Below are 22,736 nucleotides of genomic sequence, written 5' to 3' on the forward strand. Positions count from 1 at the left end.
AGTTATGCAATGCGCCCCACTGAACCGGTCACAGGCTTGATTCTTTCCGGCGGCGGGGCGCGTGCGGCGTATCAGGTCGGGGTGCTGGCGGCGATTGCCGAGTTGTTGCCTCCGGGGGCCGCCAATCCCTTCCCGGTGATTGTCGGCACCTCGGCCGGGGCGATCAACGCGGTGAGCCTGGCCAGTGGCGCCATGGACTTTACTGCCGCCATCGCGCGCCTCACCGCATTCTGGCAGGGCTTTCGCAGCCATCTGGTGCTGCGCAGCGACTGGCCGGGGGTGATTCACCAGGCCAGCCGTTTCCTCTCCCGCAGCCTGCTGGGCCTGGGCTCGCCGGTGCCAGTGGCGCTGCTCGACAGCTCGCCGTTGCGGGAGTTGCTGCAAGACAAGCTGCATTTTGAAGGTATCAATGAGGCGATCCGCCACAAGCACCTGCATGCCGTAGCGGTGACGGCGTTCGGCTATGAGTCGGGCCAGGCGGTGACGTTCTATCAGGGCGGCGGCACCATCGATGCCTGGCTGCGCCACCGGCGCATCGGCCTGCCCACGCAGTTGACGGTGGAGCACCTGCTGGCCAGTTCGGCGATCCCATTGCTGTTTGCGCCGGTCAAACTGGACCAGGAATATTTTGGCGATGGTGCCGTCCGGCAATCAGCGCCCATCAGTCCTGCGCTGCACCTGGGGGCCACCCGGGTGCTGGTGGTGGGGGTCAGTGGCAACCCGCGTTCCCCTGACCCTTCGGCGCCGCAGGAGCGCAGCTACACCGGCCAGCAGCCCACCCTGGCGCAGATTGGTGGGCATATGCTCAACAGTACTTTTATTGACAGCCTCGAGAGTGACATCGAGTTGCTGGAGCGTCTTAACCAGTTCAGCCATCTGCAACCGGCCAACAGCGCCGCGCGGGGGCTTTCACCGGTCGATGTGTTGGTGATTGCGCCCAGCCAGCCGATCGACGAAATAGCGGCCCGCCATCGCCAGGAACTGCCGGCGGCATTGCGGTTGTTCTTGCGTGGGCCAGGGGCGACCAAGACCAGCGGGGCAGGGGTGCTCAGCTATCTGTTGTTCGAGGCAGGGTATTGCAGCGAGTTGATCGAGTTGGGGCGGCGCGATGCATTGGCCAAGCGCGAGGAGTTGCAGCGGTTCCTGGGCCTGACCCCGAACTGAATCGGGGCGCGGGCTTGTGTGGGAGCGGGCTTGCCCGCGATGGCGGTGAATCAGCCAATACTTGGGCTGGCTGACACTCCGCTATCGCGGGCAAGCCCGCTCCCACAGGGGAGGCCGGGGTCGGCCTTAGAAGTGGTACTTGACCAACAGGCTGGCCGTGTCCTGGTTGGTCTCGAACGCGCCGCTGTCCTGGATCCCGTACTTGTTCTTCCAGTAGTCGTATTCAAAACCGACATACAACTGCTTGGCGCCCCAGTTCATGGCTTTGCCCAGGTCATACTTGACCTGCGGGTTGAAGTGCAAGTTGGCGTGGTAAGTACCACGGGCGTTCTTGTCGTTATCCACCACCCAGTCCATGAAGCCGTCGATCAGCACGTCGGAGTTGCCCACGGGAATGGTGTAAGACCATACCGGCGTGATCTGCCAGACACCATCACCCGGGCGATTGCCTTCGGTCTGGCGCTGGTAGAAGTTCAACTGGAAGTAGTCGAAGCCGGGGATGTTCAGGTCGAAGGCCGGGCCTACCAGGTAGGACTCGTTGTCGCCTTCGCCGAACTCGTAAGTGAACGCCAGTAATACATCTTTGATCGGGCCGAAGGACAAGTCCTTATCCAGGATCTTGCCAAACGACAGCCGTGGGCTGAACTCGCCGTAGTAAGTATTGGGGCCGACGTTGCCGTCTTCCTTGCCGTTGTAAAAGATACGGTCGAGGAAGAAGAAGTTGTCGCCGTACTTCCACGCATCGGCGTGTTCAAAGGTGACGGTTTGCTGGATCTCTGGGTTGACCTTGAAGTTCTTGCCCCACAGGTAAGTCAGGCTGTTGTTCTGCCACTGCAGCCAGTCACCCGCCATTGCCTGGCCCCCGGCCAGCAGGGATCCGGCCAACATCAGGCTGTTCACGGTACGTTTCATTCGGTTGCTCCCGAGCTAAAGTTTTGTGGTTTTTCTTCTACGCAGGCGCTCTGGTGTGGCGCCTTTTGGTTCGCTGCAAAAATCGTCTGTTCGGTCAGCTTTAATGCTTTTAGCAAGAGCTGCGCCAAAGTGTTTGAAAAGCCAAAAAATCCCCGCCGGCTACATGGGATGCAGTCGGATACAGAGGACTTTTGCGCACTTTGGCAGCCAACATAAGGCCGGGATAAGTTGGCCTTTAAGTCAGCTTTTACATTCGCTGTTTTTTTTTGAGTCGATTCGAGCGGGCGCGGAGAATACTGGCTCCAGAGCCTGTGCTCAAGTGCGCTGTAAAAGAGCGCGGGGGGCGAGAATGGGGCACGGCGTGTGGCCGGCCCCAGGTCTAGGGTGTGCATGTGGATGTTCCCTGTTCGTTGTTATTTTTGTCGTAACGAAGGAATCAATGCGTATGGGCAACTGCGGGGCGTTCTGAGCCGCCCAGGATGTTGAACAGCACGTTCAGCGACAACGCGCTAAGCGTGGCCATGGCAATGCCGCTATGGGTAATCGGGCTCATCCACAACGGTAACTGGGCAAAGAACTCCGGGCGTACCACCGGGATCAGGCCCATGCCGATGCTGACCGCCACCAGCAACTGGTTGCGCCGGTCGGCAATGTCGGCTTCCTGGAGGATCTTGATCCCGGTCGCGGCCACCATGCCGAACATCGCGATGGCCGCGCCGCCCAGCACCGCAGGAGGAATCGAAGCCACCAAAAACGCCGCCTTGGGCAGCAGGCTGAGGACAATCAAAAAGGCCCCGGCCATGATCGTCACCGAGCGGCAACGCACCCCGGTCATCTGCACCAGGCCGATGTTCTGGGCGAAAGAAGAATGGGTGAAGGTATTGAAGAACCCGGCAAAGAACGACGCGCCGGCATCGCACAGCAGGCCGCGTCGCAGCATTTTCGGGGTGACTTCCTGGCCGGTGATCTTGCCCAGCGCGAGGAACATGCCGGTGGATTCGACGAAGATAATCACCACCACCAGGCACATCGACAGGATCGGTGCCAATTCGAATGTGGGCATGCCGAAGTGCAAGGGCGTGACCACTTGCACCCACGGCGCCTGCTCCAGGCCGCCGAGGTCGACCATGCCGAGCAGTCCGCACAAGGCGTAGCCCAGGGCCATGCCGATCAGTACCGAGATATTGACCCAGAACCCACGCATGAAACGGTTGATCAACAGAATGGTGGCCAGCACCAGGCCTGCGATGGCCAGGTAGATCGGCGAGCCGAACTGCACGGCGGTAGCACCACCGCCAGCCCAGTTCACCGCCACTGGAAACAACGAAAGACCGATGGCCGTGATCACCGTGCCGGTCACCAGCGGTGGGAAGAAGCGCACCACCTTGGACATGAATGGCGCGATGAGCATGCCAAAGAACCCGGCGGCGATGGTTGCGCCGAAGATCCCTTGCAGGCCGATGCCCGGCATGCCCGCCATGGCGACCATGCTGCCGACAGCGGCGAAACTGGCGCCCATCATCACCGGCATACGGATGCCCAGCGGGCCGATCCCGAAGGATTGGACCATGGTCGCGATCCCCGCCACCAGCAGGTCGGCGTTGATCAAAAAGGCGATTTCTTCACGACTCAAGCCCGCGGCTTGTCCGATGATCAGCGGCACGGCCACTGCGCCGCCGTACATCAGCAGTACATGTTGCAGGCCTACCAGGATCAGTTGCAAAAGGGGCAGCCGCACCATGGCGGGTGCGGCAGGAATCTGCGGCTCGGCTAACTCGGACATGCAACACCTCGGATCTTTTTTATTTTTGTGTTGTTTGGCAGTCAATTGCCAGGTGAAACCCAATCTTCAAAACACAGCACCTCTCAACTGTAGGAGCGGGCTTGCCAGCTCCTACAGTGTGATCTGCGCTGATCAGTTAATTGGTGCGCGCTCCTTGATTGATCCAACTACCAATCAACTCCCGCTCCTGCTGGGTCATCTGGGTGATGTTGCCCAGTGGCATGATCTGGCTGGCAACCGCCTGCGCCTGGATACGCGCCGCCTGCTGCTGGATCTGCGCCGGGGTATCGAACATCACCCCGGCCGGAGCGGCACTGAACAACGGGCTGGTGGGCTTGGCCGAATGGCACACGGTGCAGCGTTGTTCAATCACGCTGTGGACCTTGCCAAAGTCCGTCGAAGCCTGGGCTGGAGCCGGTTCGGCGGCCGGGGCTGGAGCGGCAGGGGCGGCTGGCTTGAGACCACCGCCCACTGCGGTTTCCGGCAACGGCTGATACTCGATGGCCGCTGGCGCCTTGGCCACATCCGGTGCAGTCGCCACGGGTTTTGGCCCGGTGACATAGGCCAGGCAGATCATCGCCAGGGCGCCGACCGGCAGGGTCCATGCGTATTTCTGGCTGTCATGACGTGTGTTGAAGTAGTGGCGCACCAACACCGCCGCCACCGCGATCCCGGCCAGGATCAACCAGTTGTACTGGCTGCCGTAGGTGCTCGGGAAGTGGTTGCTGATCATGATGAACAGCACGGGCAGGGTGAAGTAGTTGTTGTGTCGCGAACGCAGCAGGCCCTTGGCCGGCAGTGCCGGGTCTGGCGTGCGGTTTTCTGCAATCGCTGCCACCAGCGCGCGCTGGGCCGGCATGATGATGCGGAACACGTTGCCGACCATGATGGTGCCGATGATCGCACCCACATGCAGGTATGCACCGCGACCGCTGAACACCTTGCTGAAGCCGTAGGCCGCGCCGATCAACAGGACGAACAGGATAAAACCGAGCAGGGCAGGGCGTTTGCCCAGGGCCGAGTCGCAAAGAAAGGAGTAGATGAACCAGCCAGCGAACAGTGAGCCAATGCCCAGCAACACGCCTTCGGTACCACTGAGGCTGCTGCCGGGGGCGAGCAGGTACAGCGTCGGATTGAGGTAGAACACCACGCACAGCAGCGCGACGCCCGACATCCAGGTGAAATAGGCTTCCCATTTAAACCAGTGCAGGTTGTCCGGCATGGTCGGTGGGGCCAGTTTGTATTTTTCCAGGTGGTAGATACCGCCACCGTGGATCGCCCATAAATCGCCAGCCAGGCCGCTTTTTGGGTTGACGCGGTTAAGGTTGTTTTCCAGCCATACAAAATAGAAAGACGCACCGATCCAGGCCACGCCAGTGATCATATGAACCCAGCGCACGCTCAGGTTCAGCCATTCCAACAGATGTGCTTCCACAGTCTTTACCTCTCGCCCGTCACCCTTGTTGTCGGGTGATCGGACCTTCTCTTATTGGTGGGGGGCAAGGATCAACCGCTCATCCTCTTTGAAAAAATGCTCATCGCAGTTATTGCCTGTGCCACTGCGATCAACCACCAGGAAGTCATCCCGCTTTTCGATCGTCAGCACCGGGTGGTGCCAGACGCCGCGATGGTAATTAATGCCCTGCCTGCCGTTGGTGACGAAGGCGCGGACCAAGCCTGATACAGGTGCATCGCCAATGGGCGCGACCACGATCAGAAAGGGGTTGCCGAGCAGCGGAATAAAGGCCTGGCTGCCCAGCGGGTGTCTTTCCAGCATGCACACGGTCAGCGGCATGTCCTGCGCGTCGGCGCGGAAGATGCTGATGATGGCGTGATCTTCTGGCGTGGCGGTTTCAACCGTCGCCAGTTTATGAAAGCGCATGGTCGAGCCGTTGTTGATCATGAAGTGATCGCTGCCATCGGTTTCGATAACGTCTCCGAAAGGGGCGAAGGCTTCTTTGGTCAAGGGTTCGATCATCAGTGTGCGCATGGCTGTCTTCTTATCCGAATGCTGTGTTGTTGGGGCTGTTGCTATCGCGGGCAAGCCCGCTCCCACATTTGGAATGCATTCCCCTGTGGGAGCGGGCTTGCCCGCGATTGGGTTCACTGCTTACTTAGCGACCTTGCCGAACACCCGCAGGCGGCTTACACCACCGTCCGGGAACACGTTGAGGCGGATGTGGGTGATCGGACCCAGCGCCTTGATCTGCTCGGCGAAGGTGTGTTCGGCGTGCATTTCCAGCTTCTGTGCTGGCAGCAGTTCACGCCAGAACAGCGATTGGGTTTCGATCTGGCTGTCGGTACCGCCCTTGACGAACGCGCCCTGGATCGAGCACGTGTCCGGGTAGTTGCCCTTGAAGTGCAGAGTGTCGACCACTACTTTGTCGATCTCGCCGGCATGCCCCAGCGCGACGATTACCCAGTCATTGCCTGGCGTGCGACGGCGCGCGGTTTCCCAGCCATCGCCCATGTTGATGCCACGGCCCGGGTTGAGGATGTTGCCCATGCGCCCGAAGTGCTCGTCGGAGCACGCCAGGGCACGCCCGCCATTGAGGGAGGAGGCCAGGTCCACTTGTTCGTTGTCGCCCACGGCCGACCAGTCGCGGAACGGAATGCCGTACACGCGCAGACGGGCAACGCCACCATCCGGGTAGATGTTGAAGCGCAGGTGGCTGAACGCCTGGTCGTTGTTGATCTCGTGGAAGTGATGGCTGTTGCCCTGCAACTCCACGGCAGACAGCACTTCGACCCACTGGGTGTTGTCATCGGGCTCGCCGGTAGCCAGGAAGCAGCCTTCCAGGGACGCCGATGGCGGGAAGTTGCCGGTGAAGAATGAAGTGTCGATGTCCACGCCCTTGATCGAACCCGGTACGCCCAGGCGGATCACTGCGCTGTCGAAGCCTTCGAAGCGCTTGCGGCGTGACTCCCAGCCGTCCATCCACTTGCCGTTATCATCGAAAACGCCCTCCTTCCATACGGCCGGGGTCGGCTGGAACAGTCGGTTGGCGTCGGCGAACCAGTCATCGGTCACCGAGATGATCTTGGTGCCCAGGCGGGCGTCGGCCAGGTTGACGAACTTTTCGAAAGGTACGGCGTAAGCTTTCATTCTTCTTGTCTGCCTTAGATAGAGTGGCTGGGGATGGTCGTTTAGAGGGTCAATAAACGGAACAACGCGATCTTGTTGATCTCTGCCAGCGCGCACTTGAACTCGGTGTCGACCGGGTTGTGGATGCGCGTTTCAAACGCGGCGAGGATCTGATGCCGGTTGCTGCCTTTTACCGCCATGATGAAGGGAAACTTGAACTTGGCCTTGTAGGCGTCGTTCAGCTCGGTGAAGCGAGAAAACTCTTCGGCCGTGCATTGGTGGATACCGGCGCCAGCTTGTTCATTCGTGCTGGCTTCGGTCAGTTGGCCCTGGACGGCAGCTTTGCCCGCCAGGTCCGGGTGAGCGTTGATCAGGGCCAGTTGCCTGGTGTGATCGGCGCTCAATAGGATATCGCTCATGCGCTGGTGCAGGGTTTCGATCTCGTCGATCGAGGCGTCCTGGCCCAGGTCGAAGGCCTTTTCGGCCACCCATGGCGAGTGTTCGTAGATATCGGCAAAGGCTGCGACGAATGCGTCGCGGCTGAGGGCCGATGGTTTCAAGGTCTGGAAAGCAGTCATTTGGCGGCTCCCTGGAAAGGGTGGACGTCATGCCAGTGGCGGGCAATATCGACGCGGCGGGCGAACCACACCTGATCATGGCCCTTGGCGTATTCGATAAAGCGCTTGAGTGCAGCCAGGCGCGCCGGGCGGCCGATCAGGCGGCAATGCAGGCCAATGGACAGCATCTTCGGCGCCTCTGCCCCTTCGGCATACAGCACGTCGAACGCGTCTTTGAGGTACTCGAAAAAGTCATCGCCCTTGTTGAACCCCTGGACCTGGGTAAAGCGCATGTCGTTGGTATCCAGGGTGTAGGGGATCACCAGGTGCGGCTTGCCGGTGGGGTTGTTGGGTTCCCAGTAGGGCAGGTCGTCGTCATAGGTGTCGCAGTCATACAGAAAGCCACCTTCCTCCATCACCAGCCGCCGCGTATTGGGGCCGGTGCGCCCGGTGTACCAGCCCAGCGGGCGCTCGCCGGTCAGCTCGGTGAGGATGCGGATGGCCTCGAGCATGTGCTCACGCTCCTGGGCCTCGTCCATGTACTGGTAGTCGATCCAGCGGTAGCCGTGGCTGCAGATCTCGTGGCCGGCGGCGACCATCGCGCGGATCACCTCGGGGTGGCGCTGGGCGGCCATGGCCACGGCGAAGATGGTCAGCGGAATGTCGAATTCCTTGAACAGCTTGAGGATGCGCCACACGCCGGCACGGCTGCCGTATTCGTACAGCGACTCCATGCTCATGTTGCGCGCGCCTTGCAGCGGTTGGGCCGAGACCATTTCCGAGAGGAAGGCTTCGGACTCTTTGTCGCCATGCAGGATATTGCGCTCACCGCCTTCTTCGTAATTGAGTACGAACGACAGGGCGATACGCGCCTTGCCAGGCCAGTGTGGGTGCGCAGGGTTACTGCCGTAACCGATCAGGTCGCGTGGGTAGTCAGCGCTCACTGCAGTCTTCCTTCTTGTTCGTGATCAAGGGTGTGGCGGCTGTTGCGTCACAGCGATGGACTGATTGTATACAACTTAATGCTCACTTTGTAAGCCTGTATTTTTGCATTTTTTCCAGGCGGTCGCCTCGACCTATCCTTGCAAGAAACTTGCCCGACTGGTCAACTAAAATATGCAAACCTACGACGCAGCTTTACTGTAGGCCCTGGCTTGCCGACGATGGCCAGCGTCGAGTGACGGCATTGCTGAGGGATACACCGGCACGGTCGACAAGCCTGCTGCTGCAGGGGGGAAGGGGATTTGTTGAATTTATTGTGTACAATTTTTTTTAAAAGTGTCTTAATCAGCCATCGCCGGCTTTTCAGTGCCCCGCAAAGGTGCGGCCGCTTATTAATTGATGACTTGGGAGCTCCGATCCATGGGACGACTGACCACACACGTACTGGACGCCGCGCACGGCTGCCCAGGCAGCGCCATCAAGGTTGAACTGTATCGCGTCGAAGGCGCCCAGCTGGAACTGGTCGCCAGCACCCTGACCAACAGCGATGGCCGTTGCGACGCCCCGCTGCTGCAAGGTGATGACTACCGCAGTGGCGTCTACCAGTTGCAGTTCAGTGCCGGGGATTACTACCGCGCCCGTGGTGTGCAATTGCCCCAGCCGGCGTTTCTCGATGTAGTGGTGCTGCGCTTTGGCATCAGCGCCGAACAGGATCACTACCATGTGCCCCTGCTGATTTCGCCCTACAGCTACTCCACCTATCGCGGTAGCTGAGTCGTCACCTGGCTTCACGCCCCCAAATGCTCTTCGTTGGTTTCGCCCGCGCACACTGCGGGCTTTTTTTTGCCCGCCAAAAGGCGGGTCATGAGCCAATGCCAGCGAACCAGAGGAACCCTTGTGGGAGCTGTCGAGCCCCACAGGGTTGTGTGTTAGCCCCTGAGCAGCGACGCCGCCCCAGCGCTGCCAAACAGTCCGGCACTGAAGCGATTGAACCAGCTCTGGCCCTTGCCGGTGCGCAGGTAGCGCGCGGCGCCGTGGGCACCCAGGCCATAGGCCAGTTTGCACAGCAGGTCCAGCACGGTCCAGGTGGCGATCATGATCAGCAGTTGTGGCAGGAACGGTTGCTGGCTGCTGAGAAACTGCGGCAGGAAGGCGGCGAAAAACAGAATGTCCTTGGGGTTGCTGGCGCCCAGCACAAACGCCCGGCCAAACAGTGCACGAAAACGCGGCACAGGCGCTGCGTCCGGTACCACGGCGCCCTTGGACGGCAGGCGCGATTGCTGCCAGCTCTGCCAGGCGAGGTAGAACAAGTACAGCGCACCGACGATCTTCAGGGCGCTGAACAACTGCTCCGACGCCAGCAACAGCGCGCCCAGGCCCAGGGCCGAGGCGCTCAACAGGCAGATCGAGGCGAACACCCCGCCCAGAAACGCCGGATACGAACGGCGCAGGCCGTAGTTCAGGCTGTTGCTGATCATCAGCAGCGACAGCGGCCCCGGAATCAGGATCACGATCAAAGCAGCGCCGCTGAACAGCAGCCAGGTTTCCACGCTCATTACATTCCTCCATACATGCAAAAGCCCCACCCGGAGGTGAGGCGGTTTTCGCCAGCTTACGCGTTACAGGAACACAAACTTGGCGATGAAAATCGCGCACAGCACCCACAGGCTGATGGAAATCTGTTTGTACTTGCCCGTACCGGCCTTGAGCGCCACGTAGGTGATAAAGCCCAGAGCGATGCCGTCGGCGACCGAGAAGGTCAGGGGCATCATGATTGCCGTGACAATCGCCGGAATGCTGTCGGTGGCGTCGTCCCATTCGATATGGGCCATGCCGCTCATCATCAGCATCGCTACATAAATCAGCGCGCCGGCCGTGGCATACGCAGGAATCATGCCCGCCAGCGGGGCGAAAAACATCGCCGCCACAAACAGCACGCCCACGGTCACGGCCGTCAGCCCGGTGCGCCCACCGGCCGCCACACCCGCAGCGCTTTCCACGTAACTGGTGACCGGCGGCACACCGACCACCGCGCCAAACACGCTGGAGGCACTGTCGGCTTTCAAGGCCCGCGAGAGGTTTTCGATCTTGCCATCGGCCTTCACCAGGCCTGCACGCTGGGCGACGCCCATCAAGGTGCCGGCGGTGTCGAACATGTGTACAAACAGGAAGGCGAATACCACGCTGATCATGCTCACGTTGAACACGCCCATCACGTCCATCGCCATCCAGGTGGGCGCCAGGCTCGGCGGTGCGGCAACGATACCCTGGTACTGCACCAGCCCCAGGCCCCAGCCGGCCAGGGTGACGGCGATGATGCTGATCAGGATCGCGCCGAACACCCGGTGATAGCTGAGGATCGCGATCAGCAGGAAGCACACGGCCGCCAGCAGCGGCGCCGGCTCATGCAGGGAACCGAGCTTGATCAGGGTGGCGGGGCTGGTCACGATGATGCCGGCGGTTTTCAGGCCGATCACCCCCAGGAACAGACCCACCCCGGCGCCCATGGCATGGCGCAGGCTCACCGGGATGCTGTTGAGCAGCCATTCGCGGATGCGCGACAGTGTCAGGATCATGAACAGCACGCCGGAGATAAACACCGCACCCAGCGCGGTCTCCCAGGTGTAGCCCATGGTGCCGACCACGGTGTAGGTAAAAAACGCATTCAAGCCCATGCCCGGCGCCAGGCCGACCGGCCAGTTGGCGTACAGGCCCATCAACAGGCAGCCGAGCGCGGCGGCGATACAGGTCGCGACAAAGGCGGCGCCGTGGTCGATGCCGGCGTCGGCCATGATGTTGGGGTTGACGAAAATGATGTAGGCCATGGTGATAAACGTGGTGAGGCCGGCGATCAGTTCGGTCTTCACTGTGGTGCCATGCAGGCTGAGTTTGAACAGGCGTTCCAGCCAACCCTGCTTTTTGGTCGCAAGATGCGGCGGACTGAGGTCCAGGGTCGGGGCGTCGGATTTATGGCTTTCCACAGCAAGTACTCCTCAAGAGTTTTATTGTTATTTCCAGCGCCGGACACATGAGTGGGGCAGCGGCGCTTTGAGGTACCAGCGGGCTTTGTTGACCAGTAGGTCAGGAACTCGCACGAAGCGAATTATGCTTTTGTATACAAATAAAGCAAATAATGTTTGCGATTATGTGTGCAAAAAAGATGAAAGGCCAATTTCAAGGCAGGGTCAGCGCCTTGTTCACCGCCAGCCAACCATTCACCGCGTCCTCGCCGGCTTCGGCAAAGGCGCGCTGCAGCAACTTGACTTGCTCGCGGCGCAGGGCGTGTTCGAAGCGCTGGCCTTCCTCGGTCAAGTGCAGCAGGCGCTTACGTTTGTCGGTGTCCGAGGCCACGCTGTCGACCAGGTGCATTTCCTGCAATTGGCGCAGCGGCATATTCAGCGCCTGCTTGCTCACCCCCAGCAGTTCCAGCAGTTGTTTGACGCTCAAGGCCGGGTAGCGTGCGATAAAAAACACAATGCGCTGATGCACCCGGCTCAAGCCTCGGCGCTCCAGCATTTCATCGGCCTTGGCGGTAAAGGCCTGGTAGCCGAAGAAGAACGCTTCCATGGCGGCTTGCTGCGAGGTCTGGTTTTTAAGGTCAAGCATATTGACGTATCTACCTGGGTCGTCGTAATTTTGGTCAACCAGTTTGACGTATTTTCCCCAGGCTTTGCTACCGGTGACCCTATGGCTTTCTCAGAACGTGTTTCGCGCCTTAAAAGCTCCTTGATCCGTGAAATCCTCGCGGCGGCCCAGCGCCCGCAGGTCATGTCATTTGCCGGTGGCCTGCCAGCCGAAGCCATGCTGCCGGCGCTGGATTGGCAAGCTATGCCACCGGCCATGGGCCAGTACGGCATGAGTGAAGGCGAGCCGCAATTGCGCGAGTTGCTGGCGGCCGAAGCGCGGGCGCTGGGGGTAGCCTGCAATGCCAGCCAGGTCCTGGTGGTCAGCGGCTCGCAGCAAACCCTGGACCTGGCGGCCAAGCTGTATATCGACCAAGGCACGCAGATCCTGCTGGAGGGCCCGACCTACCTGGCGGCCCTGCAGATCTTCCAACTGTTCGGCGCCGATTGCCTGACCGTGGAGCTGGAAGCCGATGGCCCGGATTTGACGGCACTGCGCAGCCGCCTGGAACGCCATCGCCCGGCGTTCATCTACCTGATCCCGACCTTCCAGAACCCCTCGGCGGTGCGCTACAGCGAAGCCAAGCGCGATGCGGTAGCGGCGCTGCTGGATGAGTTCGGCGTGACCCTGATCGAAGACGAGCCCTACCGTGAACTGACCTTCGACGGCGGCAGTGCGCGGCCGATTGTCAGCCGGTTACGCAAGGCCAGCTGGATCTACACCGGCACCGTATCCAAGACCTTGCTCCCCGGTTTACGGGTCGGCTACCTGATCGCCAGCCCCGACCTGTTTCCCTACCTGCTCAAGCTCAAGCAGTCGGCGGACCTGCACACCAACCGCGTCGGCCAGTGGCAGGCCATGCAGTGGATCGGCACCGAGCGCTACCAGCAACACCTGGGGCAATTGCGCAGTTTTTACCGTGAGCGGCGCGATGGATTCCAGCTGGCACTGACGCGACATTTCGAGGAACTGGCGGACTGGCAAGTGCCCCAGGGTGGATTATTCTTCTGGCTGACCTTGAAACAGCCCCTCGATACCCGCACTTTATTGGCACCAGCGCTCGACCAGGACGTGGCGTTCATGCCCGGTGAACCGTTCTTTTCCGAGCCGGACCAGCACCACGGGCACCTGCGGCTCAATTTCAGCCACATCGACCCGACGCGCCTGGACGAAGGTCTCAAGCGTCTCGCGGCGGTGATCCGTCAAGCACAGCTCGCGCAAGCGGCATAAGGGGAGCTTCATGTACAAGGTTTATGGCGATTACCGCTCGGGCAACTGCTACAAGGTCAAGTTGATGCTCAACCTGCTCGGCATCGCATACGAGTGGGTGAATGTCGATATTTTGAACGGCGACACCCAGACCGCCGAGTTCCTGGCGAAGAACCCCAACGGCAAGATCCCGGTCCTGGAGCTCGAAGACGGCACCTGCCTGTGGGAATCCAACGCCATCCTCAACTTCCTCGCCGACGGCAGCGAGTTCCTGCCCAGCGAACCGCGCCTGCGCACCCAGGTGTTGCAGTGGCAGTTTTTCGAGCAGTACAGCCATGAACCGTACATTGCCGTGGCGCGGTTTATCCAGCTTTACCTGGGGCTGCCGGAGGATCGGCTGGAGGAGTACAAGACCACCCATAAAGGCGGCTACAAGGCGCTGAGGGTCATGGAAAAACAGCTGCAAGCCACGCCATACCTGGTGGGCGACCAGTATTCGATCGCCGACATTGCGCTGTATGCCTACACCCATGTGGCCCATGAGGGTGGTTTTGACCTGAGCCCTTATCCGGCCGTACAAGCCTGGCTTGCGCGCGTGGCCAGCCATCCCCGGCATGTGCCGATGCTCGACTGATAGGCGCGACCTAAATGTGGGAGCGGGCTTGCCCGCGATGGCGGAGGGTCAGTTGTCGAATAATTGACTGACACACTGCCATCGCGAGCACGCCCGTTCCCACATGTGCACTGCGTTTTCTGTCAGATCGCGGCGAAGCGCTTGTCCAGGTAGTCGATGATTACCTTGGAGTCATACATCCAGGTGGTCTGGCCATTTTCTTCGATGCGCAGGCACGGCACCTTGATCTTGCCGCCTTGGGTAAGCAATGTTTGGCGGTCTTGCTCGTTGTTCTTCGCATCCTTGAGCGCCACCGGCACATTCAGGCGGTGCAGGGTGCGGCGGGTTTTCACGCAGAACGGGCAGGCGTGGAATTGGTACAGGGTCAGGCCCTTGGCCGCTTCATTGACCTGTGCCTGTTGCTCGGCGGGGCGCTGCTTTTTACGCGGGCGGGTAAGTAAGTCGCCCGCGATGATGACGTGGCCGAGGCCCACTCGAAGTGCTTTGACGAACATGGCTGAAACCTCTTGCCCAGGACAGAAGGGGCCGCAGCTTACCTGATTTTTACAGGCGAAAAAAAACCGGCGATGAATGCCGGTTTTTTCTGACGCAGCCTGTTACTTGATCAGGCTGAGGAACTCGCTGCGGGTCGCCGCGTTTTCGCGGAACTCACCCAGCATCACCGAGGTGATCATCGACGAATTCTGTTTCTCCACACCGCGCATCATCATGCACATGTGCTTGGCCTCGATCACCACGGCAACGCCCAGGGCACCGGTCACCTGCTGGACCGCTTCGGCGATCTGGCGGCTGAGGTTTTCCTGGATCTGCAGGCGACGGGCATACATATCGACAATCCGCGCGACCTTCGACAGGCCCAGGACCTTGCCGCTAGGGATATAGGCGACATGGGCCTTGCCGATGAACGGCAGCAGGTGGTGTTCGCACAGCGAGTACAACTCGATGTCCTTGACCAGCACCATTTCGCTGTTATCGGAGCTGAACAGGGCACCGTTGGTGACCTCTTCCAGGGTTTGCTCGTAGCCGCGGCAAAGGTACTGCATGGCCTTGGCGGCACGTTTTGGCGTGTCGAGCAGGCCCTCGCGGGAAACGTCCTCGCCGATTTGGCCGAGGATCGCTGTGTAATTCTGTTCCAAAGTCACAGGGCGGTATTCCGTATGGGTTTCAGAGCGGTACGGTTTCTGCCTGTACCAATTTTGTACCATTCAGGCTTTGTTCAAGCTTCCCGAGCTCGCTCCAATCTTCGCTGGAGTTTATCCATCGGGCGTAAGTGGACAGCAGCATTTGCACGCTGTGACCAAGCTGATTTGCTATGAACCCGAGGTTCATGCCTGCCATTAGGCACATAGTAGCGTACGTGTGCCGACAGTTGTATTGCCGACGGCTTCGGATCTTCAATTCTACCAGAGCCGCCTGGAAGTGTTTGTCGGTCACGCTGGCCTGCTGGATGTACTCAAAGTTCCTGGTCGGCGGGAACACATACGGCGATTGCTTATGCTGCCGGCGGCTCTGTTTGGCTCGCAGCGCGGCGACTTTCTCCGCTTCTTCTATAGCATTCAGGGCTCGACTGTTGAGCATCACCCGGCGCGATTCCCGGGTCTTGGTCCGCTCTTCGATCTTGTAGTCAGCAACAATTCTGCAGATATTGGCCACTCTGGCCTCTTTATCTACCTCACCCCAGCGCAACGCCGCTATCTCACCAGGCCGCATGCCGGTGTAAAACGCAAACTCAAAGTAGGCTGCGTACACCCGCATTGAACCGGTCAGCACCTGATACAGGTGCCCAATAACCCGATCTGCTTCCTCGACCGTAAACGGATCCACAGCCTTTTTTGCCTTCGTCGGCAGTTCAATTGAGTTTGCCGGGTTGCGCGTGAGCAGCTCATCCTTCACGGCCGTCTCAAGCAGTGTGGTAAGCCGCTGAATTGCCGATCGCTTGACGGTTGGCGACTTCCATTCTGTTTCGCTCACGATCTTTCTGAGCATCGGCGACGTGATTTGATCCATGGGGATCAGCGCTAGGTGGGGCATCCAGTAGAGGTTCAGCGAAATTCGGTAGTTTTTCCGGGTTCCGGTTACCACTTCCCGCCCATTTAGCCATGCCTGGGCATACTCCCCGAACAGTGGAGTGGCTGAATAAGTTGAGTATGTCGAGTTTGGGAACAGCTCGGCGTAACGCTGCTCGTCCATCACGCCGTGCTTAATCAGGCTGGTTACTGTAGCGCGAAGATCTGCGGCCGCTTTAATGCCCTTTGGCGTTTGGGGATAGGGGAGGGTTTCGCAGCGACGAAACTTCCAGGTGAAGCGAATCCGGACGGACTGTCCGGCAAGCTCAACGCCGGCGGGCATTCCCATTGGCTTTCTAGCCATTTCTCATATCTCCAAAAGCTATAGTAAATCTTCCCGTCATACTCATTCCAAACACCCCTGGGAATAACTCCCCGTTGACGCTTCCCTTCCAGGGCGCGTTTCGTGGTGCCAACGAGTAAGGCGAATTCCTTTTCCGGGATCTTGTCCGACCTGAGCGGTTCGTCCAGCTGTTCGGCTGCTGCCATGTCTACCTCCCGCCGCCCGCTGTAGGCCGCGCTGTCTTGATGATGTGGATGATGAAACCGAAGGTGAGCAGCATCCAGGCGACGGTGCCGGCGAATGCTGCGACCAGGGTCTGGTCGGTACCGGTCGAGAGCAGCTCCGGCACCTGCCAGAAAAACCAGAAGGTGGACCCCGCCACGTACAACACGATGGCCGTTATGAGCAGGGTGAGTTTCGTTGCGTACATGGGGTGTCCTTGCCGCGCTGGGCGGCAGAAGGTGGGTTAGCGGGCGGCCTTGGCGATGGCGTCCCTGGCTTTTGAGATCACGGCGAGTTCTCGCTCATGCTCTGGGGTGGTGTGCTTGAACTCGTTTGCCAGCAGCGTCCAGCGCTCGACTGCAAGGGTCAGGGCCGCGACCAACTCTTCGCTCCCCGCACGCTCCTCTCTGCCGATCTGCCAGAACTGCTGCGCCCAGTGATCCGCCGGTGGTGGGTTGGTGTTTTGGGCGCCGAGAGCCAGGGCTCCGACAATCGTGTCGCACAAGTCGCGCTTGTAGGCGTTGTCGCCGTCGATGCTCAGGCCACGCCGGCGCAGTGCGCTGACCACCTCGTTTCTATCCAGGCCCTGATCTTCAAGGATGATGTCTCGCTCTGGCTCGCCCGGGGTAACAATGACCAGGGCAAGCTTGGCACCCGGCAGGCAGTAACCGCTGAGTTTGACCAGGGCATCGTTGGCTGCTTCGTGGAATCGCTGAACTGCTGACATAGGAATACCTCGCCCGCCGCTCACCGGCAGGCATGTAGGGGGATTGGGGTTAGGGCTTGGCTTTCGAGGCCCGCTCGCAGTCGGCGGCCAGCTTTAACAGGTTGCGGGTAGTCGGCTTGAACCCTTCGGTGTTGGGGTAGAGCGCGAGCTGGTGGCCGTGCGGGTATTCCTCAAAGGGGCCATGCCACATCCAGTTCGATTTCCAGTCAGCCCAAACGGTGTAAGCGTCCTGGCCATCGCCCCAATAGTCCGTGCCTCCACCAACAGAAAGCACATGGCTCACCCGCGTGTTTTGTTCGTAGGCCAGTTCGGATGGCTCATCCTTGTCTATCCATGAGTTCCGGCGGTAAAGGGATGGGTGCAGGCGTACAAGGCGCTTGCTCAGTTTCTTCTCGATGCGCGCCTTCATGACCTGCCCGCCTTGTAGATGAAGACGTAGGCGAACCGGAGGGTGGCGATCATGGCGTCACCGCCTGATTTCCGAAGCGCTCCAGCAGTTCCTGTTCGAGCTTGGCCGCCAGGTCGTCGTAATTGTCGAGGCGCATGGTTCGCATGCACTGATTGTCCGCATCCCATCCGCTCGGCACTCCATGGTCTGCCCACCAGTTACGTGCAAACCGGAAAACCTCCATGGCTGCCTCAGTGCGGAACTCGTAGGCATGCCCAGGCGATCCCTGCCATTGAAGATTTTCCCCGCCGATCAAAGCCTTTAAGCGTCGAGCGAGCTGGCCCTTGCCAAGCGCAATGCCCAGGTTCCCGCGACCGATCATGTACTGGTACTGGGCATAGTGTCGGTCCTGCTCGCTATCGCGCTTCAGGCCCTTGGTGCCGCCGATGTAATTGTCGATCACACCCCGGGCTGTTTTTTTGACCTGCGCGCGCCAGATGGCCTGCAGGATTTCTGCGTCGGTAACTTTCATGGCATCACCCGCTTGAACTCGACCACCCAGACCCACGGGTTGGCGTCCCAGTTGCCGCCGACGGATTGCCACAGATCGCGGAAGGCGGGCACCGGGTACTTGTGACATGCGCCACCTTCGTCGCTCGCGCACCACTCGCGTAGCGGGCCTCGGTGAACTCCCTCGGCAGCCGCCTGCTCGTAGGTGATGTCCTGCAACCGCTCGACGCGCACGTCGGTGATCTCCAGCAGGATGCGGCAGGCCCAGCGCGGCATGTGGATGCTTGGCTTCCAGGTTGGCTGCTCCTGCTCGTACGGGGTCAGCCCATCGGCGGCGTATACCAGCGTCCCGTCATCGAGCGCTTCACCGATGTCCAGGTTATCGGGTTTGAGGTAGGGGCCGCGCATCACTTCGAAGTGATCGCAGTACCAGGTCTCGCGCACCCACAGCCGGTCGCCGGGCTTGCCATAGGGGCAGCAGCCGTTGACGAAGTGCTTGGTCACAGGTTTGCCGTAACCGTCCTGACCGTAGTTGGAGCTGCCTACGCAGAAATTGCCACTGGCATCGATATGCGGCTGAATCTTCACCGCCCGCCGCGTGACCGTCTTCCGGCCTTCTAGGATGGCGCGCACCATCGGCGCCGAGAACAGGATTGGGCGTTCCTTTACTTGAGACATGACTTCGTCCTTGCCGCTATAGCGGCTGACTTTGAAGGGGGAGGGGTTACGGGTTTTGCGGTTGGAGTACGGATGTACTCCTGTCAGGTTTTGGCGCTACGCTTGCGAAACTCGTAAACCATGCTGCGCAGATCCACTAGAGACTCCTGCAGGTCACCGCGAGCGGAGTCGATATTCTCAAGCAGCTCATCTTCGCCGTCGTCACCGCCTTCATCGACGGCCAGCAGAGCCAGGCCGTATGTCTGGAACTTCGCCAGCACGTCATCAACTGACTTGGCCATGTATTCAGCGTGCTCGATGGCGTAGTCCTTGTTGGATCGCTCGCTGGAGGTAGGCGCCGCATCGCAAAGCCCAAGCACCCAATCAATCCATTCCTTGCGCTGCCTGTACTGCGGCTGGTCGTCGTCGATCGCTTTGACCATGTAGTGCGGGCTGCGGTTGATTGACCGTACCGCACTGACCAACTCGTCCCACCGCTCATCCGCTGCGGTCAGGCGCCGTTGCAGTTCCTTCTCCCGACGTTCCGAGGCTATGCAGCGTTCGGCCGCGTCTAGAAACAGGCGAGTGGCGTTGTCGAAGTCTTCGGCCATGACTACCGTTGGCTGGAAAACCGCCTTGCATTCACCCTCAACACCGGGCAGGAAGCCTTTCAACTTCCAGCGCTTCACTTCGCTCATACAGCCTCCCTCGTTATCAGATCATGGGCATTCACAACCGTCATGCCGAGGTGCTGGGCAATCAGGACTTCGAGCTTGGCGCCTTTCGATTCTTGCCAGCCGGGCAGGGTGGCCACGGTGTCGCAGTCCATCAGGGCGGCAATGTCGCGGCGCATGCAGTCGTTCCAGGTGCCGCCGTCTGGGTTCAGTTCGGCGGGGTTGGTGACGGTGTGGCCGCCGGCGCGCAGGTTGGTGGTCATGGCGTGGAAGGCGGCGAAGTTGAGGCCGGGCAGGCCGGTCATGGGGCCGCTGAGGTAGATGCGCTTCATGCTGCCTCCTTTTGCTCTTCCGGCTTGCGGATCAAGCCGAGGCGCACGCCTTCATCGCGAACAATCAAGATGTCGTCGCCATAGCCCCATGGATTCTCGAAACCGTTATCCATCAGTGGCTGGAAATACCCGTAGCGCATCATCTTCCCGCTGAGCACGAATGAACCGATGGACCCGACCAGGCTCTTCAGTGTGCCGCCGTGCGAGAAGCCATCCCACGGGCCTTCCCTCGTAACGTTGATGCGGGCCCCGGTGTAGTCATCGAAAAGCCAGACGATGTTGCGGCGGCCATTGAGAGCGAGGTATGCATCGTGCCCGGCGCCCTTGTTACGAAAGAAGCCCCGGCCGCAGTTGGCGATCACCCTTAGGAATTCGTTCGCAGCGATGATCCGGTCCAGGCGCTGTTGGCCGATGGTTTTGTTTTCTGTAGGCATGGGGAGTCCTTGCCGGGCCATGCCCGGGGTGTGGTGCTACGATGGCCCCTTCCTTCAAATGGGCAGGACCATGACCAAGCACGATATTTACGATGAGATCGAAGGCTTTCAGGTTTGGAACTACATGGAGTGCGACAAGGACGAGGAAGGCCGGGAGACCTGGCGAATCAACGTCGAGGTGAAGCGCGGTAGTGAAGTGCTGGTGCCGGCTGTTGCTGGTGATCGGACCTATGTTGACCGTGGCCTGGCGCAGGTGGCTGGGCGTGAGGTCGGGGCCAGGCTGATTGCCGAGCGCGTTTAAGCAGCCGCCGCCTGACGCTCGGCGATTCTCCACGGGTCATTGGCCCGCGCCAGGGCAGCCATCGGCGGCGGGCTGACGCTGTTGCCGCACATATGCACCTGTTGGGTAATGGTGAAGGGCTTGCCGTCGGCGCCGTGGGTGATGATGTAGTCGGCTGGGAACCCCTGGGCCTTGTACAGCTCAGCCGGCTTGAGCATCCGCAGGCAGATATCGACGATCACGTATGGCGTGCCCTGGACCATCACCGTGACGAGTGCCAGGCGATCCTTGGTGGTGATCGTGGGTGCCGGCGCATCGCAAGCGCTGACGTTCTCGGTGCCGTAGTAGCTGATCAGGAAGGCTGCAACGCGCAACGCACCAGCTTCATGCTCAGGCGACAGGGTGAGCGATACCAGGGAGCTCTTGCCGCCACCGCCTGCTGTAATGGTCGGTGCCGGTTCTTCCAGGCCCTGGCCAATACTGCCGCCGAATGCCCGCTCCATGAATGCGCTGACCAACCCGTGGTGCTGGCCGCCGGCGCTGATTGTGTGCAGCGGGTCGTTAGCGTCCCGTGCATCACAATTGCCGCGCATATGCACAAGGTGCGCCGTCGTTAGTGCGTGGTGCTGGCCTGTTGTCACCGTGGGCACCGGGCAGTCAAGGTCAGTCGGCGCGTGGCCGGTGGTATTCGTCACCAGAGTCGCTGTCACCAACTGCTGCTGGCTGCCGGTGTTGGTCACCGTAGTCATTGGATCGCGGATGTCCTTGGCGTGCACGGTGTTGAATCCGCCGTTGGCCTGGATCATCACCGCGGTGCTGACGGACTGCCCTCCGCCGCTGGCAGTGACGGTGCCCACCGGGCCGCAGATATCGTTAACCCCGTGGGAGCGGCGTTTGTTTGCGCCTGAGCCTTCGCCGTGGCCAGCTTGGACGATGCAGGCTGATGCCAGTGCGTGCTTCACGCCGCCGGCCACAACGGTGCCCAAGGGTTGATCAACGCCCGGCACCCGTGGCTCTTGTCCTGGGCGCTCGCCGTAGCCTGATTGAATCAGCGTGGGGCTGATCAGTGTCAGCTCGCCGCGATTCGCGCACGTTACCGTGGGCAGAGGTTCGAGCGGGTCGTTAATCCTGACACTGCCCTGGTGCGTTGCAGGCGCGATAACCGGGCTGACAACCGAGAAGGCACCGCCCTTGGGATAGGATGTGATCGTGCGCAGCGGCTCGCCGGCGGACTGCACCGACTCACCTGACCAGTTCGCAATCGGCACAATGAACGGCGCCGGGCTGTCGATGACAAACTTCTTCATGCCCTTGGCGACGCGGCGCAGCGTGGCGTCAGCAAGGTCTTTCTTGCGCCCGAAGATGCTTTTGCCCAGGTCGCTGAAGTCGATGCAGTCAGCGGCGGTCTTCCACTTCTGCTGGCCTTTGACCGGGTTCTTCGCGTGAGTTGGCTCAGGCCACACAATCGGTTGGCCGTCGCACCGAGCGATCATAAACAGGCGCTCCCGGCTGGTCGGGGCGCCGAAGTCGCACGCCCTGATCACCTTCCACTCTACGACGTACCCCATGCCTTCCAGCAGGGCCACAAAGCGGCGCCAGGTGCGGCCGCGTTGCTTTGGGTCAGGCACAAGGAACTGGTTCGATACCGGGACTTGCTCGCCCGGCGCTGCCACGCGGTTGGTGGTCTTTCCCTTCTTGGTTGGGTGCGGTACCTGGTCCAGCGTCACCACGCGGCCGGTGGCCTTGTCGCGCTTGGCGATCAACCGGCCCCATTGCAGGATCTGCTTCACGTTCTCCAGGCTGATCACCCTGGGGCGCTTCTTGCCTCCCCACTTCAAGCCGATCCACGACAGGTTGCGGATCTCGCGCTTGCGCGGCTGACCGCCTGCTGCCTGGCTGTGGTGCGTACAGTCCGGAGACATGTGGAACCAGCCCACGGCCTTGCCGCCGCACTCGGTGTCAGGATCACCCTCGAAAACGTCGGTGGTGAAGTGCTGGGCACCCGGGTGGTTAACGGTATGCATGCTGATCGCCTGCGGGCTGTGGTTTTTCGCCACGTTCACCGCGCGGCCCAGGCCAATCTCCAAGCCGGTACCGGCGCCGCCTCCACCACAGAAGAAGTCGACAACGATCTCATCGTCCTGAGGGTTGAAGCCGAGTCCGTATTGGGTTTTGAAGTCGAAGGGGTGTTTCTTCTGTTGTGCGGACATAGGGGATCCTCGCCGGCTGGCGTGATTCGTTAATGTGGGGTAT

General features: G+C 60.5%; 28 protein-coding genes. 5 read left to right on the forward strand and 23 right to left on the reverse strand.

Translation table 11 applies throughout. The annotated features are described in order from the left end of the window. Positions 1 to 9: 9 nt before the first annotated feature. Positions 10 to 1,164: a patatin-like phospholipase family protein gene (locus HU773_RS09290; RefSeq protein WP_057959034.1), complete on the forward strand. Its 1,155-nt coding sequence runs from the start codon at positions 10 to 12 to the stop codon at positions 1,162 to 1,164. A gap of 126 nt (positions 1,165 to 1,290) precedes the next feature. Here the strand turns inward: HU773_RS09290 and HU773_RS09295 are convergent, their stop codons facing one another. The 8 genes from HU773_RS09295 to puuE form a co-directional block, all read right to left on the reverse strand. Beyond that, positions 1,291 to 2,076 carry an outer membrane protein OmpK gene (locus HU773_RS09295; protein ID WP_057959035.1) on the reverse strand — a complete coding sequence of 262 codons (786 nt, stop codon included), beginning with the start codon at positions 2,074 to 2,076 and terminating at the stop codon, positions 1,291 to 1,293. Further along, on the reverse strand, positions 2,073 to 2,468 hold the full coding sequence (locus tag HU773_RS09300) for a hypothetical protein (protein WP_147283328.1): 396 nt from the start codon (positions 2,466 to 2,468) through the stop codon (positions 2,073 to 2,075). Before HU773_RS09300 ends, HU773_RS09295 begins: the two co-directional genes overlap by 4 nt. Before the next feature lie 44 nt (positions 2,469 to 2,512). Then, positions 2,513 to 3,859 (reverse strand): nucleobase:cation symporter-2 family protein, encoded by a 1,347-nt coding sequence (locus tag HU773_RS09305; protein WP_057440700.1) that lies wholly within the window; start codon positions 3,857 to 3,859, stop codon positions 2,513 to 2,515. Positions 3,860 to 3,995: 136 nt separating this feature from the next. Next, complete coding sequence (locus tag HU773_RS09310; protein WP_057959037.1) at positions 3,996 to 5,294, reverse strand: urate hydroxylase PuuD; 1,299 nt, start codon at positions 5,292 to 5,294, stop codon at positions 3,996 to 3,998. A gap of 51 nt (positions 5,295 to 5,345) precedes the next feature. After that, on the reverse strand, positions 5,346 to 5,849 hold the full coding sequence (locus HU773_RS09315) for an ureidoglycolate lyase (protein ID WP_057440701.1): 504 nt from the start codon (positions 5,847 to 5,849) through the stop codon (positions 5,346 to 5,348). Positions 5,850 to 5,969: 120 nt separating this feature from the next. Beyond that, complete coding sequence (gene alc, locus HU773_RS09320; protein WP_057440703.1) at positions 5,970 to 6,965, reverse strand: allantoicase; 996 nt, start codon at positions 6,963 to 6,965, stop codon at positions 5,970 to 5,972. 41 nt (positions 6,966 to 7,006) lie between these two features. Beyond that, positions 7,007 to 7,522 (reverse strand): 2-oxo-4-hydroxy-4-carboxy-5-ureidoimidazoline decarboxylase, encoded by a 516-nt coding sequence (gene uraD / locus HU773_RS09325; RefSeq protein WP_057440705.1) that lies wholly within the window; start codon positions 7,520 to 7,522, stop codon positions 7,007 to 7,009. Further along, positions 7,519 to 8,445, reverse strand: coding sequence for an allantoinase PuuE (gene puuE, locus HU773_RS09330; RefSeq protein WP_057440707.1), 927 nt, complete (start codon positions 8,443 to 8,445; stop codon positions 7,519 to 7,521). Before puuE ends, uraD begins: the two co-directional genes overlap by 4 nt. Positions 8,446 to 8,863: 418 nt before the next feature. Between puuE and uraH the strand changes: the two genes are divergently transcribed. Continuing rightward, on the forward strand, positions 8,864 to 9,217 hold the full coding sequence (uraH, locus tag HU773_RS09335; RefSeq protein ID WP_057440709.1) for a hydroxyisourate hydrolase: 354 nt from the start codon (positions 8,864 to 8,866) through the stop codon (positions 9,215 to 9,217). Between the two features lie 155 nt (positions 9,218 to 9,372). Here the strand turns inward: uraH and HU773_RS09340 are convergent, their stop codons facing one another. The 3 genes from HU773_RS09340 to HU773_RS09350 all read right to left on the reverse strand — a co-directional run bounded on the left by HU773_RS09340 (position 9,373) and on the right by HU773_RS09350 (position 12,049). After that, positions 9,373 to 9,999, reverse strand: coding sequence for a LysE family translocator (locus tag HU773_RS09340; RefSeq protein ID WP_057440711.1), 627 nt, complete (start codon positions 9,997 to 9,999; stop codon positions 9,373 to 9,375). 63 nt (positions 10,000 to 10,062) lie between these two features. Further along, complete coding sequence (locus HU773_RS09345) at positions 10,063 to 11,394, reverse strand: NCS2 family permease (RefSeq protein ID WP_189691245.1); 1,332 nt, start codon at positions 11,392 to 11,394, stop codon at positions 10,063 to 10,065. A 223-nt stretch (positions 11,395 to 11,617) separates the two neighbouring features. Continuing rightward, a complete protein-coding gene (locus tag HU773_RS09350; RefSeq protein WP_115127729.1) occupies positions 11,618 to 12,049 on the reverse strand; it encodes a MarR family winged helix-turn-helix transcriptional regulator in 432 nt (143 codons plus the stop codon). Positions 12,050 to 12,130: 81 nt separating this feature from the next. Between HU773_RS09350 and HU773_RS09355 the strand changes: the two genes are divergently transcribed. Further along, on the forward strand, positions 12,131 to 13,297 hold the full coding sequence (locus HU773_RS09355) for an aminotransferase-like domain-containing protein (RefSeq protein WP_057959042.1): 1,167 nt from the start codon (positions 12,131 to 12,133) through the stop codon (positions 13,295 to 13,297). 10 nt (positions 13,298 to 13,307) lie between these two features. Further along, complete coding sequence (locus HU773_RS09360; RefSeq protein ID WP_057440718.1) at positions 13,308 to 13,910, forward strand: glutathione S-transferase family protein; 603 nt, start codon at positions 13,308 to 13,310, stop codon at positions 13,908 to 13,910. A gap of 122 nt (positions 13,911 to 14,032) precedes the next feature. On the opposite strand, the gene HU773_RS09365 is transcribed toward HU773_RS09360, so the two are convergent. From HU773_RS09365 to HU773_RS09415, 11 genes are all read right to left on the reverse strand, one after another. Further along, entirely contained in the window at positions 14,033 to 14,404 is a 372-nt protein-coding gene (locus tag HU773_RS09365) for a glutathione S-transferase N-terminal domain-containing protein (RefSeq protein WP_057959043.1), read from the reverse strand. Between the two features lie 102 nt (positions 14,405 to 14,506). Continuing rightward, on the reverse strand, positions 14,507 to 15,052 hold the full coding sequence (gene folE, locus HU773_RS09370) for a GTP cyclohydrolase I FolE (RefSeq protein WP_029300367.1): 546 nt from the start codon (positions 15,050 to 15,052) through the stop codon (positions 14,507 to 14,509). Positions 15,053 to 15,074: 22 nt separating this feature from the next. Further along, positions 15,075 to 16,280 (reverse strand): tyrosine-type recombinase/integrase, encoded by a 1,206-nt coding sequence (locus HU773_RS09375; protein ID WP_170042687.1) that lies wholly within the window; start codon positions 16,278 to 16,280, stop codon positions 15,075 to 15,077. 187 nt (positions 16,281 to 16,467) lie between these two features. Further along, a complete protein-coding gene (locus HU773_RS09380; protein WP_128593489.1) occupies positions 16,468 to 16,689 on the reverse strand; it encodes a hypothetical protein in 222 nt (73 codons plus the stop codon). 36 nt (positions 16,690 to 16,725) lie between these two features. After that, a complete protein-coding gene (locus tag HU773_RS09385; protein WP_186625508.1) occupies positions 16,726 to 17,208 on the reverse strand; it encodes a hypothetical protein in 483 nt (160 codons plus the stop codon). Positions 17,209 to 17,257: 49 nt separating this feature from the next. Next, positions 17,258 to 17,617 carry a hypothetical protein gene (locus HU773_RS09390; RefSeq protein WP_186625509.1) on the reverse strand — a complete coding sequence of 120 codons (360 nt, stop codon included), beginning with the start codon at positions 17,615 to 17,617 and terminating at the stop codon, positions 17,258 to 17,260. A 49-nt stretch (positions 17,618 to 17,666) separates the two neighbouring features. After that, the gene (locus HU773_RS09395) at positions 17,667 to 18,128 is read right to left on the reverse strand and encodes a hypothetical protein (RefSeq protein ID WP_186625510.1); all 462 of its coding nucleotides are present in this window, start codon (positions 18,126 to 18,128) and stop codon (positions 17,667 to 17,669) included. Then, positions 18,125 to 18,784 carry an ASCH domain-containing protein gene (locus tag HU773_RS09400; RefSeq protein ID WP_186625511.1) on the reverse strand — a complete coding sequence of 220 codons (660 nt, stop codon included), beginning with the start codon at positions 18,782 to 18,784 and terminating at the stop codon, positions 18,125 to 18,127. Before HU773_RS09400 ends, HU773_RS09395 begins: the two co-directional genes overlap by 4 nt. An 83-nt stretch (positions 18,785 to 18,867) precedes the next feature. After that, a complete protein-coding gene (locus HU773_RS09405; RefSeq protein WP_186625512.1) occupies positions 18,868 to 19,461 on the reverse strand; it encodes a hypothetical protein in 594 nt (197 codons plus the stop codon). Further along, positions 19,458 to 19,769: a DUF4406 domain-containing protein gene (locus HU773_RS09410; protein WP_186625513.1), complete on the reverse strand. Its 312-nt coding sequence runs from the start codon at positions 19,767 to 19,769 to the stop codon at positions 19,458 to 19,460. Before HU773_RS09410 ends, HU773_RS09405 begins: the two co-directional genes overlap by 4 nt. Continuing rightward, positions 19,766 to 20,203 carry a YoqU family phage-derived protein gene (locus tag HU773_RS09415; RefSeq protein ID WP_186625515.1) on the reverse strand — a complete coding sequence of 146 codons (438 nt, stop codon included), beginning with the start codon at positions 20,201 to 20,203 and terminating at the stop codon, positions 19,766 to 19,768. The genes HU773_RS09410 and HU773_RS09415 overlap by 4 nt, the downstream gene beginning before the upstream one ends. A 70-nt stretch (positions 20,204 to 20,273) precedes the next feature. Between HU773_RS09415 and HU773_RS09420 the strand changes: the two genes are divergently transcribed. Further along, positions 20,274 to 20,504: a hypothetical protein gene (locus HU773_RS09420; RefSeq protein ID WP_186625517.1), complete on the forward strand. Its 231-nt coding sequence runs from the start codon at positions 20,274 to 20,276 to the stop codon at positions 20,502 to 20,504. Here the strand turns inward: HU773_RS09420 and HU773_RS09425 are convergent. Further along, on the reverse strand, positions 20,501 to 22,693 hold the full coding sequence (locus HU773_RS09425) for a DNA cytosine methyltransferase (RefSeq protein ID WP_186625519.1): 2,193 nt from the start codon (positions 22,691 to 22,693) through the stop codon (positions 20,501 to 20,503). The two genes, HU773_RS09420 and HU773_RS09425, sit on opposite strands and share 4 nt — an antisense overlap. Between the last annotated feature and the right edge of the window lie 43 nt (positions 22,694 to 22,736).

It is taken from the genome of Pseudomonas shahriarae (genome assembly GCF_014268455.2).
Lineage (GTDB): Bacteria > Pseudomonadota > Gammaproteobacteria > Pseudomonadales > Pseudomonadaceae > Aquipseudomonas > Aquipseudomonas shahriarae.

Excerpts from the sequence above, each read along its gene's own strand:
- HU773_RS09290 (WP_057959034.1), top strand. The coding sequence starts at position 10 with ATGCGCCCCACTGAACCGGTCACAGGCTTGATTCTTTCCGGCGGCGGG.
- HU773_RS09295 (WP_057959035.1), bottom strand. The coding sequence starts at position 2,076 with ATGAAACGTACCGTGAACAGCCTGATGTTGGCCGGATCCCTGCTGGCC.
- HU773_RS09300 (WP_147283328.1), bottom strand. The coding sequence starts at position 2,468 with ATGCACACCCTAGACCTGGGGCCGGCCACACGCCGTGCCCCATTCTCG.
- HU773_RS09305 (WP_057440700.1), bottom strand. The coding sequence starts at position 3,859 with ATGTCCGAGTTAGCCGAGCCGCAGATTCCTGCCGCACCCGCCATGGTG.
- HU773_RS09315 (WP_057440701.1), bottom strand. The coding sequence starts at position 5,849 with ATGCGCACACTGATGATCGAACCCTTGACCAAAGAAGCCTTCGCCCCT.
- alc (WP_057440703.1), bottom strand. The coding sequence starts at position 6,965 with ATGAAAGCTTACGCCGTACCTTTCGAAAAGTTCGTCAACCTGGCCGAC.
- uraD (WP_057440705.1), bottom strand. The coding sequence starts at position 7,522 with ATGACTGCTTTCCAGACCTTGAAACCATCGGCCCTCAGCCGCGACGCA.
- uraH (WP_057440709.1), top strand. The coding sequence starts at position 8,864 with ATGGGACGACTGACCACACACGTACTGGACGCCGCGCACGGCTGCCCA.
- HU773_RS09340 (WP_057440711.1), bottom strand. The coding sequence starts at position 9,999 with ATGAGCGTGGAAACCTGGCTGCTGTTCAGCGGCGCTGCTTTGATCGTG.
- HU773_RS09350 (WP_115127729.1), bottom strand. The coding sequence starts at position 12,049 with ATGCTTGACCTTAAAAACCAGACCTCGCAGCAAGCCGCCATGGAAGCG.
- HU773_RS09355 (WP_057959042.1), top strand. The coding sequence starts at position 12,131 with ATGGCTTTCTCAGAACGTGTTTCGCGCCTTAAAAGCTCCTTGATCCGT.
- HU773_RS09360 (WP_057440718.1), top strand. The coding sequence starts at position 13,308 with ATGTACAAGGTTTATGGCGATTACCGCTCGGGCAACTGCTACAAGGTC.
- HU773_RS09365 (WP_057959043.1), bottom strand. The coding sequence starts at position 14,404 with ATGTTCGTCAAAGCACTTCGAGTGGGCCTCGGCCACGTCATCATCGCG.
- HU773_RS09375 (WP_170042687.1), bottom strand. The coding sequence starts at position 16,280 with ATGGCTAGAAAGCCAATGGGAATGCCCGCCGGCGTTGAGCTTGCCGGA.
- HU773_RS09380 (WP_128593489.1), bottom strand. The coding sequence starts at position 16,689 with ATGTACGCAACGAAACTCACCCTGCTCATAACGGCCATCGTGTTGTAC.
- HU773_RS09385 (WP_186625508.1), bottom strand. The coding sequence starts at position 17,208 with ATGTCAGCAGTTCAGCGATTCCACGAAGCAGCCAACGATGCCCTGGTC.
- HU773_RS09390 (WP_186625509.1), bottom strand. The coding sequence starts at position 17,617 with ATGAAGGCGCGCATCGAGAAGAAACTGAGCAAGCGCCTTGTACGCCTG.
- HU773_RS09395 (WP_186625510.1), bottom strand. The coding sequence starts at position 18,128 with ATGAAAGTTACCGACGCAGAAATCCTGCAGGCCATCTGGCGCGCGCAG.
- HU773_RS09400 (WP_186625511.1), bottom strand. The coding sequence starts at position 18,784 with ATGTCTCAAGTAAAGGAACGCCCAATCCTGTTCTCGGCGCCGATGGTG.
- HU773_RS09405 (WP_186625512.1), bottom strand. The coding sequence starts at position 19,461 with ATGAGCGAAGTGAAGCGCTGGAAGTTGAAAGGCTTCCTGCCCGGTGTT.
- HU773_RS09410 (WP_186625513.1), bottom strand. The coding sequence starts at position 19,769 with ATGAAGCGCATCTACCTCAGCGGCCCCATGACCGGCCTGCCCGGCCTC.
- HU773_RS09415 (WP_186625515.1), bottom strand. The coding sequence starts at position 20,203 with ATGCCTACAGAAAACAAAACCATCGGCCAACAGCGCCTGGACCGGATC.
- HU773_RS09420 (WP_186625517.1), top strand. The coding sequence starts at position 20,274 with ATGACCAAGCACGATATTTACGATGAGATCGAAGGCTTTCAGGTTTGG.
- HU773_RS09425 (WP_186625519.1), bottom strand. The coding sequence starts at position 22,693 with ATGTCCGCACAACAGAAGAAACACCCCTTCGACTTCAAAACCCAATAC.